Source organism: Methylobacterium sp. E-045 (assembly GCF_022829685.1).
Taxonomy (GTDB): domain Bacteria; phylum Pseudomonadota; class Alphaproteobacteria; order Rhizobiales; family Beijerinckiaceae; genus Methylobacterium.
The window spans coordinates 191166-208085 of sequence record NZ_JAKSYE010000054.1; the positions used below are offsets into that span (position 1 = coordinate 191166).

Annotated in this window: 15 protein-coding genes; 8 read left to right on the forward strand and 7 right to left on the reverse strand. The window is 67.8% G+C overall.

Going from position 1 to position 16920, the window contains the following annotated elements; genetic code table 11:
* Positions 1–37: 37 nt before the first annotated feature.
* Entirely contained in the window at positions 38–1594 is a 1557-nt protein-coding gene (ubiB, locus tag MKK51_RS06760) for a 2-polyprenylphenol 6-hydroxylase (protein ID WP_243975837.1), read from the reverse strand.
* Between the two features lie 199 nt (positions 1595–1793).
* Entirely contained in the window at positions 1794–2567 is a 774-nt protein-coding gene (ubiE, locus tag MKK51_RS06765) for a bifunctional demethylmenaquinone methyltransferase/2-methoxy-6-polyprenyl-1,4-benzoquinol methylase UbiE (protein WP_027174339.1), read from the reverse strand.
* 144 nt (positions 2568–2711) lie between these two features.
* Here ubiE and mutM point away from each other — a divergent pair, with 144 nt between their 5' ends.
* Positions 2712–3632: a bifunctional DNA-formamidopyrimidine glycosylase/DNA-(apurinic or apyrimidinic site) lyase gene (gene mutM / locus MKK51_RS06770; protein ID WP_243975839.1), complete on the forward strand. Its 921-nt coding sequence runs from the start codon at positions 2712–2714 to the stop codon at positions 3630–3632.
* A gap of 7 nt (positions 3633–3639) precedes the next feature.
* On the opposite strand, the gene MKK51_RS06775 is transcribed toward mutM, so the two are convergent.
* The 3 genes from MKK51_RS06775 to uvrB form a co-directional block, all read right to left on the reverse strand.
* Positions 3640–4377, reverse strand: coding sequence for a YidB family protein (locus MKK51_RS06775; protein WP_243975841.1), 738 nt, complete (start codon positions 4375–4377; stop codon positions 3640–3642).
* A 38-nt stretch (positions 4378–4415) separates the two neighbouring features.
* Positions 4416–4715 (reverse strand): hypothetical protein, encoded by a 300-nt coding sequence (locus tag MKK51_RS06780; protein WP_243975843.1) that lies wholly within the window; start codon positions 4713–4715, stop codon positions 4416–4418.
* Positions 4716–4820: 105 nt separating this feature from the next.
* Positions 4821–7508 (reverse strand): excinuclease ABC subunit UvrB, encoded by a 2688-nt coding sequence (gene uvrB / locus MKK51_RS06785; RefSeq protein ID WP_243975845.1) that lies wholly within the window; start codon positions 7506–7508, stop codon positions 4821–4823.
* Positions 7509–7585: 77 nt separating this feature from the next.
* On the opposite strand from uvrB, the gene MKK51_RS06790 reads away from it, so the two are divergent.
* The 7 genes from MKK51_RS06790 to MKK51_RS06820 all read left to right on the forward strand — a co-directional run bounded on the left by MKK51_RS06790 (position 7586) and on the right by MKK51_RS06820 (position 13975).
* Positions 7586–8086, forward strand: coding sequence for a VOC family protein (locus MKK51_RS06790; protein ID WP_243975847.1), 501 nt, complete (start codon positions 7586–7588; stop codon positions 8084–8086).
* A gap of 220 nt (positions 8087–8306) precedes the next feature.
* A complete protein-coding gene (locus tag MKK51_RS06795) occupies positions 8307–9137 on the forward strand; it encodes a transglutaminase-like domain-containing protein (protein WP_243975848.1) in 831 nt (276 codons plus the stop codon).
* Between the two features lie 115 nt (positions 9138–9252).
* Positions 9253–10323 carry an SDR family oxidoreductase gene (locus MKK51_RS06800; protein WP_243975850.1) on the forward strand — a complete coding sequence of 357 codons (1071 nt, stop codon included), beginning with the start codon at positions 9253–9255 and terminating at the stop codon, positions 10321–10323.
* A gap of 14 nt (positions 10324–10337) precedes the next feature.
* Positions 10338–10898 carry an ankyrin repeat domain-containing protein gene (locus tag MKK51_RS06805; protein ID WP_243975953.1) on the forward strand — a complete coding sequence of 187 codons (561 nt, stop codon included), beginning with the start codon at positions 10338–10340 and terminating at the stop codon, positions 10896–10898.
* Between the two features lie 35 nt (positions 10899–10933).
* Positions 10934–12724, forward strand: coding sequence for a pyrroloquinoline quinone-dependent dehydrogenase (locus MKK51_RS06810; protein WP_243975851.1), 1791 nt, complete (start codon positions 10934–10936; stop codon positions 12722–12724).
* Positions 12725–12893: 169 nt separating this feature from the next.
* Positions 12894–13421, forward strand: coding sequence for a hypothetical protein (locus tag MKK51_RS06815; protein ID WP_243975852.1), 528 nt, complete (start codon positions 12894–12896; stop codon positions 13419–13421).
* A 128-nt stretch (positions 13422–13549) separates the two neighbouring features.
* Complete coding sequence (locus MKK51_RS06820; RefSeq protein ID WP_243975853.1) at positions 13550–13975, forward strand: acyl-CoA thioesterase; 426 nt, start codon at positions 13550–13552, stop codon at positions 13973–13975.
* Between the two features lie 33 nt (positions 13976–14008).
* Here MKK51_RS06820 and MKK51_RS06825 read toward each other — a convergent pair whose 3' ends face one another.
* Together MKK51_RS06825 and MKK51_RS06830 are read right to left on the reverse strand one after the other, a co-directional pair.
* Entirely contained in the window at positions 14009–15229 is a 1221-nt protein-coding gene (locus MKK51_RS06825) for a phosphopentomutase (protein ID WP_243975854.1), read from the reverse strand.
* A 14-nt stretch (positions 15230–15243) separates the two neighbouring features.
* Positions 15244–16872 carry an ABC transporter ATP-binding protein gene (locus MKK51_RS06830; RefSeq protein WP_243975855.1) on the reverse strand — a complete coding sequence of 543 codons (1629 nt, stop codon included), beginning with the start codon at positions 16870–16872 and terminating at the stop codon, positions 15244–15246.
* Between the last annotated feature and the right edge of the window lie 48 nt (positions 16873–16920).

Genomic DNA, 16920 nt, shown 5'->3' on the forward strand with positions numbered 1-16920 from the left:
GAACCGCGATATGCCCGCCACCCCGTTCACGAGCGCCCTACCGGAACGCCATGACCAGCGCCCCCGCCGCGATGGCCCAGAGCGCAGCGGTGGACCAGAGCGCCCGGCGGCGCTCCTTGCGGGCGATGCTCTCCAGCGCCTTGCGGTCGCCGGTTCCGCTCTCGTCGAGGCGCACGAGGATGCGGCGCAGGCGCTGGGCGAGGTCGGGCAGGTCGGTGACGACGTCCGACAAGGTGAGCGCGGCGCGGCCCATACCTTCGATTCGCCCGAGCGGTCCGAGATTGCGCGCGATCCAGGAGCGGACCACCGGCTCCGCCCCGGTCCACATATCGAGCTGCGGATCGAGGGAGCGGGCGACGCCTTCCACCACGACCATGGTCTTCTGCAGCATCACCAGTTCGGTGCGCGTGCTCATGTCGAAGAGGGCGGTGATGTCGAAGAGCAGGGTCAGCACCTTGGCCATCGAGATCTCGTCGGCCCTGCGCTGGTGGATCGGCTCGCCGATCGCGCGGATGGCCTGCGCGAAATCCTCCACCGAATGGTGGGCCGGCACGTAGCCCGCCTCGAAATGCACCTGCGCCACGCGCTTGTAGTCGCGCAGGATGAAGCCGAGCAGGATCTCCGCGAGGAAGCGCCGCTCCATGATGCCGAGCCGGCCCATAATGCCGAAATCCACAGCTACCAACGTGCCGCTCGCATCGACGAACAGGTTTCCGGGATGCATGTCGGCGTGGAAGAAGCCGTCGCGGATCGCCTGCCGCAGGAAGGACTGGATGACCGCGAGTCCGAGCGCCTTGGGGTCGTGGCCGCCGGCGACGATGGCGGCGCGGTCGTTGAGGCGGATGCCCTCGATCCACTCGCTCGACAGGACGTCCCGGGCGGTCAGTTCCCATTCGGGCTTCGGCACGCGGAAATCGGCGTCGTCCTTCGTGTTCTGGGCGAGCTCGGACATCGCCGCGGCTTCGAGCCGGAAATCCATCTCCATCATCACCGAGCGGGCAAGGATCTCGACCACGTCGCGCGGGCGCAGGCGCTCGGCCTTCGGCGACAGGGCGTGGACCACGCGGGCCATGAAGCGCATGACCTGGAGGTCGCGCTGGAAACGCTCGCGGACGCCCGGGCGCATGATCTTCACCGCCAGCACCCGCTCGAGGCCGTTCGCGTCGAGGATATGGGCCTTGTGGACCTGGGCGATGGACGCGGCGGCGACGGGCTCGCTGAAGGACAGGAACAGTTCGCGGACCGGCTTGCCGAACGCCGCCTCGACCACGCGGATCGCCTGCTCCTGCGGGAAGGGCGGCACCCGGTCCTGCAGCTTCTCCAGATCGAGGGCGGCGTTCATGCCGACGATGTCGGGCCGCGTCGCCAGGAACTGGCCGAACTTGACGTAGGAGGGGCCGAGCCGGGTCAGGGCACGCTGGAGCGGCCCCGCGCCGGAACCGAGGCCCGGCCGCTCCAGCATCCGGCCGAGCTTCAGGGCGAAGCGCAGGTGCGGCGGCAACTCCGTGGGGTCGATAAAGGACAGCCCGCCTTCGCGCGCCAGCACGAAGCCGACCCCGGCGCCGCGGATGAGGTAGACGATGGCGCCTAGCATGGGGTGCTTTCGAGGTGCGTGATCACGGCAGGACCAGCACTCGTCCCACCCCTGAAGCTCTCCCTGGGGTGCCGACACGGAGCGGCGGCCTCGAAGGAGGATTCTCGAGGCCGCCGTGCGATCTGGAGGCCGCTGTCGCGGCACGTCCGGATCTGGGGGCTGTGCGGGACCAGATCGGGCAGATCGCTCCGATCCGGCGTCACGAGATCTTCCAGCCGGAATGGATCGCGACGATTCCGCCCGACAGGGGCCGGTGAGTCACGTGCTTGAACCCGGCCTCCTCGATCATGCCGGCAAAGCGTCCCGGACTGGGGAACTTGCGGATGGATTCCACGAGGTAGCGATAGGATTCCGCGTCGCCGGCCACGCTGGCGCCCAGACGCGGAATCACGTGGAACGAATAGGCGTCGTAGATCCGGTCGAGAACCGGCAGGTCGACCTTAGAAAATTCCAGGCACAGGAAGCGCCCGCCGGGCTTCAGGACACGGCGCGCCTCGGCCAGGGCCAAATCGATCCGGGGAACGTTCCGGATGCCGAAGGCGATGGTGTAGGCGTCGAACGCCTCGTTCGGCAGGGGCAGCGACTCGGCATTCGCGGTGACGAAATCGATTCGCCCGTCATAACGGTGGCCGGCACGCTCGGCGCCGACGCGCAGCATCGCCTCGTTGATGTCGAGCACCGTGACATGGGTCTCGGGACCACCCGCCTCCAGGCAGCGGAAGGCGATGTCGGCGGTGCCGCCGGCGACGTCGAGATGACGGAAAGGCCGGTTGCGCGGTGGCCGCAGCATCGAGATCAGATGCGACTTCCAGGCGCGGTGGAGCCCGCCCGACATCAGGTCGTTCATCAGGTCGTAGCGCTTCGCCACGGAGCGGAACACGTCGTCGACACGCCCCTGCTTCTCGTCGAGCGCAACCTGCTCGAACCCGAAATGCGTGCTGGTCTCGTCCTTCGATCGCTCGGCCGAACTCATGTCACCATCCTCTTGCGCGAGCGTCATAGCGAAAGCCGACAAGGATCGCCATGTGCCGGGTTCGACAGGTCCATGACGATCGGCGGCGGATGCCGGCCCTCGTCATGCAGGCGCCGTCCCCCGATCGAGAGCCTCGCCCCCTCCATGCCAGAACTGCCCGAAGTCGAAACCGTCCGTCGCGGGCTTTTCCCCGCCATGGTGGGCGCGCGATTCTCCCGTGTGACCCTGCGCCGGCCGAACCTGCGGTTTCCCTTCCCCGATCGCTTCGCGCAGCGACTCGAAGGCGCCACGGTGACCGATCTGGCGCGGCGGGCGAAATACCTCACCGCCGGCCTCGACACCGGAGAGACGCTGATCCTGCATCTCGGCATGAGCGGACGCTTCGACGTGGCCTTGCCGGACGGGCGCAATGTGTCGCCAGGGGATTTCTACCTCGAGGGGGCGCTGGGTAATGCCAAGCACGACCATGTGGTGATGGCGATGTCGAACGGCGCCACCGTCACCTATAACGACGCGCGCCGCTTCGGCTTCATGGACCTCGTGCCGTCCCTGAACCTCGCCGGCTGCAAGCATTTCGCCGCGATGGGGATCGAACCGCTGAGCGAGGCCATGAGCCCGGAGAGTCTGGCGCTCCTCTTCCGCAACAAGATCACGCCGTTGAAGGCCGCGCTCCTGGACCAGCGGCTGATCGCCGGTCTCGGCAACATCTATGTCTGCGAGGCGCTACACCGCGCGGGGCTGCATCCCGAATTGCCTGCGAGAATCCTGGCAAAGGACGATGGGCGGCCGGCGCCGAAGGCACGGCTGCTGGCACGCATGATCCGCGACGTGTTGACCGAGGCCGTCGCCGCCGGCGGGTCCACCCTGCGCGACTACGCCCATACCGACGGTGGGTCGGGTTCGTTCCAGCATGCGTTCCGGGTCTACGACCGTACCGGCGAGCCCTGCACCGCGAAGGGCTGCAGCGGCACCATCGCGCGGATCGTGCAATCCGGCCGCTCGACTTTCTACTGTGCCACCTGCCAGCCCGCGAAGCCCGGCAAACCCGCTGTCCGCCGGGCCTGAGGCCGCGCTACCAGCCGCGACGCTCCTCCGGCTCGGGCTTGCGACCGTGCGGGGTGAGCCCGTCGATGACGCCGGGAAGCGCCTGAGCGAGTTGTGACAACAGGTCGTCGCGGGAGAGCCCGGTGCGGCTCTGCAGCGTGTTCACCGTGGCCGAGCCGAGGGCGTCGGCGAGGCGATTGGGCTCCACCGCTTGGTTCTGGCCGTGTCCGATCCAAGAACCGAGGGCGTCGCCGAGGCCGCCGCGCTGCAGCCGGTCGATCAACCCGTCGAGGCCACCAAGATCGGCGTCCTGCTCTTGGTCGACGCGGCCGTAGGGTCCCGCGCCGGAGGAATGACCCTCGGCACGCGGGCCGCGATCCTCGGAGGCCTGGCCGTCGGGTCCGTCGAGCATCCCCGACAGATCGCTGAAATCGCCTTCGGGCGACGACCCGCGCGATCCGCCGCCATACCCGCCCCGGTCGCGGTCTTGGTTGAAGCCGCCCTGATCGCCGTCATCATAGGGTTCGGGTGGCCCGCGCCGGCCTTGCTCGCTCTCGTCGGGAGTTCCCCGGCCACCACCGAGGATTTCGCCCAAGCCGCCGCCGCCCTTCTGCAGGAGCAGCATCAATAGGGCCTGGACGATGGGCGAAAGGGAGCCTCCAAGCGCCCCGCCACCGGACCCGCCACCTTGCTGGTGATCGCCGCCCCGGCCGCCGCCGAGGACGTTGCCGAGCACACCGCCGATGACCTGATCGAGCAATCCCATGGTCGTTCCTCCCGTGCACCCAGCCCCAACGGCGAAGTCTATTCCCGGCGTCCACCGGTTCCGGCGCGGTCGCGCGCGGGCAGATGGTCGAGGGGATTGGTGCGGCTCTTCTTGCCGTCGTCTTCCGTCACGGCCGTCGATGGCCGAATGGCGCTCGGCGGCTTCACATCCCCGACCGGCCGCGAGCCGGAGGTGTCGCCCGATCGGGTTTCCGAAGGCACGTCGGCCGGCGTGGGCTGGTCGCGACGATCGGAGATTGCCTGGGCCGGCAAGGTCTGCGCCACGAGAATGCCGGCAGCAAGGAGCAGGCTGGCCCGGATAAGAGGTTCCTTGCGCATAGAGTGCTCCGTCGGTTCGAGACGAGAAGGCGTCCGGTGATGGGCGCCATCGCATGCCTCACCAAGCCCGAGCCTATGCCGGGGGTTCCGGTGCCGATACCGGTTTCAGTCGCGCTTGCGCCCGCCGCCGCCCTTGTATTTCGGCTTCTGGCCACCGAGCCCCTGCGTGGAGCGCGGCTTCGGCCGCTCGGCCCAGACCGGCGCCTCGCCACCCACGGGCAATTCCCGGTCGGTGCCCGGGCCCATATTGTCGAGACTCGGCTTCGAGATACGGCTCCGCTTCGCGCCGTACTTGCCGGCATCGCGCTCGACGTCACCCTGCCGAGCCATCGGATCGTCGGCGAGGAGAAGTTCGGTCGCCTGCAGGCGTTTGAGTTCGTCGCGCAGGCGCGCCGCCTCCTCGAAGTCGAGATCAGCGGCGGCTGTCCGCATGCGCTTCTCGAGATCCGCGATGACCGCCTTGAAGTTGTGGCCGATGGTGACGGCGTCCTTCGCGAGCCCGGTATCGACCTTGACGTGGTCGCCCTCGAAGACGCTGCTGAGGATGTCGGAGATTCCGCGCTTCACGCTTTGCGGCGTGATCCCGTGCTCCTCGTTGTAGGCGAGTTGCTTCTGCCGGCGGCGTTCGGTCTCCGCCATGGCCCGCTCCATGGAGCCGGTGATGTTGTCCGCATAGAGGATGCAGCGCGCGTCGGCGTTACGCGCCGCGCGACCGATGGTCTGGATCAGCGACGTCTCCGAGCGCAGGAAGCCTTCCTTGTCGGCGTCGAGAATGGCCACGAGGGCGCATTCAGGGATGTCGAGGCCCTCGCGCAGCAGGTTGATGCCGATGAGCACGTCGAAGGCGCCGAGCCGCAGGTCGCGGATGATCTCGATCCGCTCTAGGGTATCGATGTCCGAGTGCATGTAGCGCACGCGGACCGAGTTCTCGTGCAGGTATTCCGTGAGGTCCTCGGCCATCCGCTTGGTGAGCGTCGTCACGAGGGTGCGGTATCCGGCCTGCGCCACTTCGCGGACTTCGCCCAGCAGGTCGTCCACCTGAGAACGGGCCGGGCGGATCTCGATCACCGGGTCGACGAGGCCGGTGGGGCGGATGACCTGCTCGGCGAAGACGCCGCCGGTCTGCTCCATCTCCCATTTCGCCGGCGTCGCCGAGACGTGGACCGATTGCGGTCGCATGGCGTCCCATTCTTCGAACCGCAGCGGGCGGTTGTCGAGGCAGGAGGGGAGGCGGAAGCCGTATTCGGCCAGCGTCGCCTTGCGGCGAAAGTCGCCTTTGTACATGCCGCCGATCTGCGGAACCGTCACGTGGCTCTCGTCGGTGAAGACGATGGCGTTGTCGGGCAGGTACTCGAACAGGGTCGGCGGCGGCTCGCCGGGCTTGCGGCCGGTGAGATAGCGCGAATAATTCTCGATGCCGTTGCAGGCGCCGGTCGCCTCGATCATCTCGATGTCGAAGGTGCAGCGCTGCTCGATGCGCTGCGCCTCGATGAGACGGCCCATCTTGGTCAACTCGTCTACGCGCAGTTTGAGTTCGGTCTTGATGCCCTTGATGGCCTGCTGGAGGGTCGGGCGAGGCGTGACGTAGTGTGAATTGGCGTAGACCTTCACGAACTTGAGGTCGTTGATCTTCTTGCCCGTGAGCGGATCGAACTCGGTGATCGACTCGATCTCGTCGCCGAACAGGCCGATGCGCCAGCCGCGGTCCTCCAAGTGGGCCGGCCAGAGTTCGATCACGTCGCCCCGCACCCGGAAGGTGCCGCGGGCGAAATCGGACTGGATGCGCTTGTACTGGAGCGCCACGAGGTCGGCGACCAGTTGGCGCTGCTCGATCCGCTCGTTCAGCGACACCGTGAACGACATGGCGGTATAGGTCTCCACCGAGCCGATGCCGTAGATGCAGGAGACCGAGGCGACAATGATGACGTCGTCGCGCTCCAGCAAAGCGCGGGTCGCCGAGTGGCGCATCCGGTCGATCTGCTCGTTGATCGAGGATTCCTTCTCGATGAAGGTGTCCGAGCGCGGCACATAGGCCTCGGGCTGGTAGTAATCGTAGTAGGAGACGAAATACTCCACCGCGTTGTCGGGGAAGAAGCTCTTGAACTCGCCGTAGAGCTGGGCTGCCAGGGTCTTGTTCGGTGCCAGGATCAGAGCGGGTCGCTGCGTCGCCTCGATGATCTTGGCCATGGTGAAGGTCTTGCCGGACCCGGTGACGCCGAGGAGCACCTGATCGCGCTCGGCCTTGTTCACGCCCTCCACCAGTTCGGCGATGGCGCGGGGCTGGTCGCCCGCCGGTTCGAACTCGGATTTCAAGGTGAAGGCATAGCCTCCTTCGGATTTCTTCGGCCGCTCCGGGCGGTGCGGCGCCCAGGTCTTGCCGTCCCGGAACAGCGGGTTGCCCTCGGTGAGAAGGCGCGACAGGGCATCCACCGTAGCGGACACGCCATCGCTGGCGAGCGAGCCTTCGTCCTCGTTCGCCAGCGCCGCGGGCGCAGGACCGTCTTCCGGCGGCGTGATCCCTAACGCCTGGGCAAGGCGCGGGTCGACCTCGGCGGCGTCACCCAGGGTGAACCCGGCCTGCGGCGCCTCGCTGAAGCCGGCGGGCGGCGACGCGGCCTTCTTCGGCCGGCCGGGCTTCTTCGGCGCAAGCGGCGGCGCAGGATTCTCGACGGCGGGCAGCCGGTTGCGGTTGAGCGCCGGGCTCAGCAGGGCCGCAAGATGCTCGTCGAGCGGTTTCAGCTCGGGCTTCGAAGCCTTCGCCGAGGAGACGCGGGGTTTGTTCGCAGGAGGCATGGGTGGAATATGGCCCCGCGGAACGAAAGGGGAAAGGGCGGCCCATCGCTTCGCGACGATCAGGAGCGAGACCCATCATGACGAACTCATCGAACCCGATTCATCCGCAGGCGCGGATCGGCCATGTCCATCTCAAGGTCGCGAGCTTGGACCGGGCTCTGGCCTTCTATTGCGGGGTGCTCGGTTTCTCCCTGAAGGCCCGCTACGGAACCCAGGCCGCCTTCATCGCCGCCGGTGACTACCACCACCATATCGGGCTCAATACCTGGGAGAGCGAAGGCGGCGGCCCGCCGGCCCCTGGCACGACCGGCCTGTTCCACCTCGCCGTGCTCTATCCGACGCGAGCGAGCCTGGCCGATGCCCTGCGCCGCCTCGACGGGGCCGGCATCGCCCTCGACGGGGCCAGCGACCACGGTGTGAGCGAGGCGCTCTACCTGCGGGATCCGGACATGAACGGAGTCGAACTCTATCGGGACCGGCCGGAGGAGGAATGGCCGCGCGATGCGGAGGGCGGTCTCGCCATGTTCACGCGCCGCCTCGACCTCGCCGATCTCCGCTCGGCCGTGGAGCATTCCTGAGGAGCGGCAAACCGTTAGGCGGCAACCTTCCGGTGTGCTACCTGCTGAGTCAGACGGTGCCGTCCTCGGTGAGGGCGGCTGAGGCGTGCATGACGGCATCAGACCGCCGCCGCCTCGACGCCCCTCGCTCGAGCAAGGCCGAAGGGCACGGGAGCGGGTCGGCGGCGGGTGGAGACCAGTAGCGATTCCACCTGTCCTATTGCCTGATGCGAGCGACCTTATGAAAATCCGGACCGGCTACACGATCGGCTACGACACGTTCGGCCCGACGCCGATCACCTTGATGCTCAACGTCCACCCCTCGCGCGCGGATGACCTGCTGACGCCGGAGACGATGACGATCGACCCGCCGGTGGACGCTCACAGCTATCTCGACCCGTTCGGCAACGTTTGTACCCGCATCCTCGCGCCGGGAGGGCGGATCACGGTCTCGGCCGATTTCACCATCGAGGATTCGGGGGAATTGGACGAAGTCGTCCCAGAGGCGAAGCAGCACGCGGTGCAGGACCTGCCGGACGATGTGATGCCGTTCCTGCTCGGTAGCCGCTACTGCGAGACGGACAAGCTCTCGAACATCGCCTGGGGCCTCTTCGGCACGACGCCCGAGGGCTGGAAACGGGTGCAGGCGATCCACGATTTCGTCCATCAGCACATCAAGTTCGATTACCAGCAGGCCGACGCCACCCGCACCGCCTACGAAGCCTATACCCAGAAGATCGGCGTCTGCCGCGACTTCACCCACCTCGCCGTCGCCTTCTGCCGCTGCATGAACATCCCGGCCCGCTACTGCACCGGCTATCTCGGGGACATCGGCGTGCCGGTGGTGCCCCCGGGAGACTTCTCGGCCTGGCTCGAAGTCTATCTGGACGGGCGCTGGTTCACCTTCGACGCCCGCAACAACAAGCGCCGCATCGGGCGCATCCTCATCGCACGCGGCCGCGACGCCACCGATGTCGCCATCTCCACGAGCTTCAGCACGGCCCTGCTCGCGAGCTTCGATGTGCATACCGACGAGATCAGCGAGACCGGCGAACTGACCCCCATCGCCTGACACGGACCCGCGCTGGATCGACATCCGGCCTCCCGCGTTCGGATAGACGCATACCCGTCCCGGCCGATCGATCCGTCACATAGGCCGCGGGGGATGCACCGCTATCGGAGACGGCATGTCGGACAGTTTCAAGGGTACGGCGCTCATCGCCGGTGCGAGCGGTATCGTCGGCAACAATCTCGCCCGCCACCTCGTGGGGGAGGGCTGGAACGTCCTGGGTCTGGCGCGCCGGCCCGTCGCCATCGAGGGCGTCACCCCGGTGACCGCGGATTTGACCGATCCGGCCTCCTTGCGGGAGGCTTTGTCGGATCTCGCGCCGACGCATGTGTTCATCACCACCTGGATGCGGCAGGCGACCGAAGCCGAGAATTGCCGCGTCAACGGCACCATGGTCCGCAACCTGCTCGATGCCCTTCGATCCGCTCCGCTGCGCCACGTGGCGCTGGTGACCGGGCTCAAACACTATCTCGGGCCGTTCGAAGCCTACGGAAAGGGCACCCTGCCGCAGACGCCGTTCCGCGAGGACCAAGAACGACTGCCGGTGGAGAATTTCTACTATGTGCAGGAGGATGAGGTGTTCGCTGGGGCCGAGCGCCAGGGGTTCAGCTGGAGCGTGCACCGTCCGCACACGATCGTCGGTTATGCCCTGGGCAACGCCATGAACATGGGTGTGACGCTGGCCGTCTACGCGTCCCTGTGCCGCGAGACCGGGCGCCCGTTCCTGTTCCCGGGTTCGCCCCAGCAATGGAACGGACTGACCGACGTCACGGATGCGAGGCTGCTCGCCCGGCATCTCGCCTGGGCCTCCACCGATCCCGCCGCGGCGAACACGGCATTCAACGTGGTGAATGGCGACGTCTTCCGCTGGTCGTGGATGTGGGGCCGCATCGCGGATTGGTTCGGCCTGGAGCCGGCTCCCTATCCCGGCGCGCCGACGCCCCTCGAGGAGCAGATGGCCGAGGACGGCCCGGTCTGGGCGGATCTGGCGAAACGCCACGGGTTGGTCGAGTCCGATCTCGACCGTCTCGCCTCCGCATGGCACACCGATGCGGATCTCGGCCGGCCGATCGAGGTGGTCACCGACATGGCGCGCAGCCGACGCCTCGGCTTCCTCGACTATCAGCCCAGCGATGATAGCTTCCTCGACCTGTTCGGCCGGCTGCGGGCCGATAAAGTCATCCCGTGAGACAGACGATGACGATGCAACCTGAAACGCCGGCCTCGCCCAACCCCGCGCTTCCCGAACTCGACTCGGAGACCCTGGCCTTCGCCGGCCGGGTCTTCCAGTATGCACGGGTGGGACATGTGGACGAACTCGCCGAGCTCTTCGCGCAGGGGCTTCCGGCGAACCTCCTCAACGACAAGGGTGACAGCCTCCTGATGCTGGCCGCCTATAATGGACAGGTCGAGACCACGCGCCTCATCCTAGACAACGGCGGCGACCCCGAACTCTCCAACGACAGGGGGCAGACGCCTCTCGCCGGTGCCGCCTTCAAGGGCGACATGGCCATCGTCGAACTGCTTCTGGAGAGGGGCGCCGATGTCGACGGCACCGGAACCGGCACGCGCACGGCGCTGATGACGGCCGCCATGTTCAACCGCACCGAAATGGTGGACGTACTGCTGGCGCGGGGCGCCGACCCGGCCAAGCGCGATGGGAACGGGCAAAGCGCGGCCGATCTCGCCCGCTCCATGAATGCGGCGGATACCCCGTTTCAGCTCGAGGCCGCCGAGCGGCTCGCCCGGCTCGTCATCGATTGAGCCGAGCTTTTATGACTCACCAGGGGCGAAGTGGCATGGCATCTCGGCTCTCGATCGCGCGCGTCTCGTCCCTGTCCCTGTTCCTGTCCCTGCTCGCCGGCGCGGTGACGCTCTCGCCGAGTGTCCACGCCGAGGAATGGCCGATGTTCGGCCGCGACCATACCAACCGGCATTTCTCGCCGCTCGTGACGGTCGACCGGACCAACGTCGCCAAGCTGCGCCCGGCCTGGATCTTCCAGACCGGGATAACCGGCTACTTCCAGGCCGAGCCCGTTGTGGTCGACGGGGCGATGTACGTCTCAACCACACAGAACCACGTCGCCGCCCTCGACGCCCGGACGGGTCGCGTCCTGTGGACCTACACCCACAAGGCGCGGACGGAGAAGATCTTCGGGCCGCCGTCCAATCGCGGCGTTGCGGTCTCCGGCGGCAAGGTGTTCGAGGCGACCATGGACGGGCGGGTGATCGCCCTCGACGCGAAGACCGGCAAGGTCCTGTGGGACCATGAGGCGGTCCGCCCGGAGGAGGGCGAGTCGGAAACCGCCTCCGATCTGGCCGGAAAGCTCGGCGCAGGCGCGATCCAGGGATCGAGCCGGCTCGGATTCAAGATGCCGCCCCTCGTGGCCGACGGACTCGTCATCGTCGGGGTGGCCGGGGCGGGCTACGGCCTTCACGTGGAGGACGAGAAGGGCGGCCTCGACGGCGGTGCCGTGGTCGGGATCGAGGGCGGCTACGGCCGACGCGGCTGGCTCGCCGCCTACGATGCGGCCACGGGTGAGGAGCGCTGGCGCTGGTACGTCACCAAGGAGGACGGCTGGGAAGGCGGCTTCGTGGAGAAAACCGCCGACGGGGTGCCGCTCAATCGCGACATCGCCGCCGAGAAGGCGGCCGCAACCCGGCATAAGGAAGCCTGGAAGGTCGGCGGCGGCTCGCTCTGGATGACCCCCGCCTACGATGCCGATCTCGGCCTGATCTATGTCGGCACCGGCAATCCTGCGCCGCAGAATTTCGGCCTCTCGCGGCCGGGCGACAACCTCTACACGATGAGCCTCGTCGCCCTGGACGTGAAGACGGGCAAGCTGCGCTGGTACTACCAGCAGGTCCCGCACGACGAATGGGGCTACGACGTCGCGAGCCCGCCCTTCCTTCTCGATTACGCGACACCGGAAGGGCCGGTGAAGGCGGTCGCCGAGGCGAGCAAGACCGGCTGGCTCTACGTCCACGACCGGGCGACGGGGACCCTCCTCGGCAGGTCAGCGCCGCTCACGACGCAGAAGAACCTCTACGCACCGCCCACCGAGACCGGAACCGTAGTCAGCCCAGGCCCCCTCGGGGCGATCTCCTGGCATCCCGTCGCCTTCGATCCAACGACCAGCATGGCCTACGCCCAGGTCCGGCACGGGGCGACGACCTACACGGTGAGGACCGTCCCGGCCGCCGGCGACAGGCCGCAAATCCGTTTCACCGAGACCAGCGAGGCGAAGGGAGAGCCCTCCTTCAGCACGCTCACGGCCGTCGACCTCGCGAAGGATGGGGCGATCAAATGGTCGGTGAAGGCGGGAAGCCGCCTCTCCGGCGGCACCCTCGCCACCGCGGGCGGTCTGGTCTTCTCCGGCGAAGAGGACGGCCATCTCGATGCCCATGACGCGGCGACCGGGTCGATGCTGTGGCGGTTCCAGTGCGGTGCCGGGATCGGCGGGCCGCCGATCACCTATTCCCTGGATGGCCGGCAATACGTGGCCGTGGCGGCCGGCGGAGCCTCCTTCACCAAGGGCTCGGGCTTCGGCACCGGAGATGCACTCGTGGTGTTCGCCCTACCGGACTGACGGTCTTCCGCCATTCCGGGCCTCGTTCGCCGCAAGCTTGGCCTGCGAGGTCGCGAACCACCGTGGTAGGGGTTCGAGGATCGGCATGATCGAGGAGACGGCGTGCGACAGGCGTCCGGTCGTCGACGACCAGGCGAAGCGTGTTGGCCCAGCGGCAGGAAGCGATGGCATGACTCCGAACACCCGGCGATGGATCATCAGCGGCGTCTTCGGCCTGTTCATGGGCTGGGCGATCGGCGGGGTGATCTTTCCCGCGCTGAGCGCCCTCGTCGGTATGATGGTCCGGCCCGCCCCTGGAATGCGGGATGCCGCCATAACCTGGCCGGGACCCGCTGTAGACGTGCTGCCCTTCCTCGCCATCGGTCTTCAGGCCACCGTGGTGATCGTCGTGACGCTCCTCCTTGCCCGCGTGGCCGATGAGCGACGACGCATGGGCTGGGGCTGCCTCGCCGTCGGAAGCGCGATCCTGATGAACGGGATCGTCCTCCTGGCGATCACGGGTGTCCTGGGCTGGCTCTTCGACCGGAATCCCGGTGGCGCCGGCGGTGGCGAGGCGAGCGCCGGCTTCTTTCTGCTGCTGTTGGCCTTGCCCTACGCCCTGCTTTGCCTCGCCCTGCTGGTGGGCGGGGCGGTGATGCTGCGCAGGCGTCCGCCCTCTTCCACGCAAACCGGAATGCGGCAGTCCGTGCAGCAATGACACCATGACGCCCCCTGCGACTCCACGAGCGGCTCACCTGTTCTCAGCATGCCGGATGTGACAGGAAGACACAGGCGGCGTGCAGCCTGCATCGGCCAGCCAGCGATAACGCGAGACCGCACCACCCCATGTCGACCGATGTTTCCGAGACGCGACAGCCCACCGACCGCGGCTCTCCCGTGGTGCGAACCATCGCGATGCCCGCGGACACCAATCCGGCCGGGGACATTTTCGGCGGCTGGCTGATGGGCCAGATGGATCTGGCGGCGGGTAACGTGGCCGCGCGGCGGGCGCGGGGCCGCTGCGCCACGATCTCGGTGGATGCCATGACCTTCCATCGCCCGGTCATCGTGGGCGATGAGGTCAGCATCTATGCCTGGATCGTAAAGGTCGGCCGCACCTCGCTTCGCATCCAGGTCGAGGTCTGGCGCCGAGAGCGCGAGGGCGAGACCACCATGAAGGTGACGGAAGGTCTCTTCACCTTCGTCGCCATCGGCAGCGACCGCCGTCCGAGACCGATCCCGCCGGAGGTGGAGGAGAGCTGGGAGGTGTGAGGTTCGGTCCCGCCCGGATCGAGCGGGAACGTCTCACCACCACGACGTACCGCGCTTCACTTCGCCGACGCCGAGATGGCGGGCGATGGCGGCGCCGATATCCGCGAAGGTCTCCCTTCGCCCGAGTGCGCGCGCCGCGACGCCGGGACCGAAGGCGAGGATGGGCACCTGCTCACGGGTATGCTCGGTCCCTCGCCACGTCGGGTCGTTGCCATGGTCGGCGGTGACGATGCAGACATCGCCCTCCTCGAGCACCGCATGGATCTCGGGTACGCGCGCGTCGAAGCGCTCCAGCTCGGCGGCGTAGCCGGGCACGTCGCGACGGTGGCCGTATTCCGTGTCGAAATCCACCAGGTTCAAGAAGACGAGGCCGCCGTCGGGGAGGGTGCGGAACGCGGCGAGGGCCGCGTCGAGGCAGGCGGCGTTGCCGGCCGGTTTGATCTCGCGGCCTGTGGCGCGGTGGGCGAAGATGTCGCCGATCTTGCCGACGCTGACGACGGAGCGCCCCTGATCGCTCAGTCGGTCGAGCAGCGTCTCGCCCGGCGGCTGCGTGGCGAAATCCTTGCGGTTCGCGGTGCGCCGGAAACCGGCCTTATCGGAGCCGACGAAGGGGCGGGCGATGACCCGACCGATGCGGTAGAAATCGCAGATGTCGCGGGCGACGCGGCACAGCTCGTAGAGGCGGTCGAGCCCGAACGTCTCCTCGTGCGCGGCGATCTGGAAGACGCTGTCGGCCGAGGTGTAGCAGATCGGCTTGCCCGTCCGGGCATGTTCGGCCCCGTGACGCTCGATGATCGACATGCCGGCGGCGTGGCAATTCCCGAGGAGGCCGGGAAGTCCGCCCCGTTCGATGAGTGTCCGGGTGAGGGCAGCGGGGAAGGCCGGCACCGTGTCGGGAAAGTAGCCCCATACCTCGGTGACGGGCGCGCCGGCGATCTCCCAATGTCCGGAGGGGGTGTCCTTGCCGGGCGCGGTTTCGATGGCGTGGCCGTAGGCCCCGCGCACCGGGCCCATGGGCTCGAGGCCGGGTGGGATGCGGCCGCTCGCCCCTGCCGCGGCGAGGCCGAGGCCGAGGCGCGTCAGGTTTGGCAGCGCGAGCGCCCCGCTTCTTAGGCCCTCGCGGTCCCCCGACCCGGCAGCGCAGGAATCCGCGATGTGGCCGAGCGTGTCCGAGCCCTCGTCACCGTAGCGGGCGGCATCCGGCCCTCCGCCGATACCGACCGAATCGAGGACGATGAGGAGGACGCGCGCCATGGATCTCGTCGTGCCTACGCCGGAACCACGTCTTCGGTGGTGGCACTGTTTAGATCGAAGGCGGCGGCAAACAGGGCCTTCGTATAGTCCGTCTGCGGCCGGGCGAAGATCGCCTCCGCCGGCCCTTCCTCCACCACCTTGCCGTTCTGCATGACGAGGACGTAGTTCGCCAACGCGCGCACCACCTTGAGGTCGTGGCTGATGAAGAGATAGGCGAGCTTGCGCTCCTTCTGCAGGTCGCGGAGCAGGGTGACGATCTGCGCCTGTACCGACCGGTCGAGGGCCGAGGTCGGCTCGTCGAGGACGACGAAGCGGGGTTTCAGCACCATGGCGCGGGCGATGGCGATGCGCTGGCGCTGGCCGCCGGAGAATTCGTGCGGGTAGCGGTCCATGGTGGCCGGATCGAGCCCCACATCGGTGAGCGCCTTGGCGACCACGGCACGCCGCTCCGTGCGCGACTTCACCGCTCCCTGCACCACGAGGCCCTCGGCGACGATGTCGGCCACCGTCATGCGCGGCGAGAGCGAACCGTAGGGATCCTGAAAGACGACCTGCATGTCGCGGCGGAAGGGCCGCATCGCCCCAGGCCCGAGCCCGGCAATGGACTGGCCGAGGAAGACGATCGGCCCCTCGCAACCGGTGAGGCGCAGGAGCGCGAGGCCCAGAGTGGTCTTGCCCGAACCGGATTCCCCGACGATCCCGATCGTCTCTCCCTCGCGGACGGCGAGGGACACGCCGTCCACCGCCTTCACGTGGAAGGTCGTGCGGCGGAGGAGCCCTTCGCGGACCGGGAACCATACTTTGAGCGGACCGGCTTCCAGCAGGCGCGGGGCATCGTCCGCCACTGGGTTCGCGCGACCCTTCGGCTCGGAGGCGAGCAGGCGCTGAGTATACTCGTGTTTCGGGCGGGCGAAGATGTCCGCCACCGGGCCGGCTTCGACGATGCGGCCGGCGAGCATCACGCAGACCCGCGAGGCGATGCGCTGCACGATGCCGAGATCGTGGGTGATGAACAGCATCGACATGCCGAGGCGCTTCTGAAGGTCGGCGAGCAGGGTGAGGATCTGCGCCTGGACGGTGACGTCGAGGGCGGTCGTCGGTTCGTCAGCCACCAGCAGATCCGGTTCGCAGGCGAGCGCCATGGCGATCATGACGCGCTGGCGCTGGCCACCGGACAGTTCATGCGGATAGGCGCCCATGCGCCGTTCGGCATCGCGGACACCGACGAGTTCGAGGAGTTCGAGGATGCGGGCGCGAGCCTTGCGCCCGGACAGGCCGCGATGGATCTCCAGAACTTCGCCGATCTGCCGCTGGATCGTGTGCAGCGGATTGAGCGAGGTCATCGGCTCCTGGAACACCATGGTGATGTCGGCGCCGCGGATCTTGCGCAATTCGGGCTCGGGCAGGGACAGGATGTCCCGTCCCTTGAACAGGATGCGACCGCCGGGATGGACGGCGCCGCCGTCGAGAAGACGCAGGATCGACAGGGCCGTCACCGACTTGCCCGATCCGGACTCGCCCACCAGGGCCACCGTCTCGCCCTTGCAAAGCGTGAAGCTCACGCGGTCCACCGCCAGGGTCTCGCGCTCCTGCGAGCGGAACGCGACCGATAGGTCCTGTACGTCGAGCAGCGTGTCAGTCATCGAGGCGATGGTACCGGGTCCACGGAGACGGGGATCGCGCTTCTTATA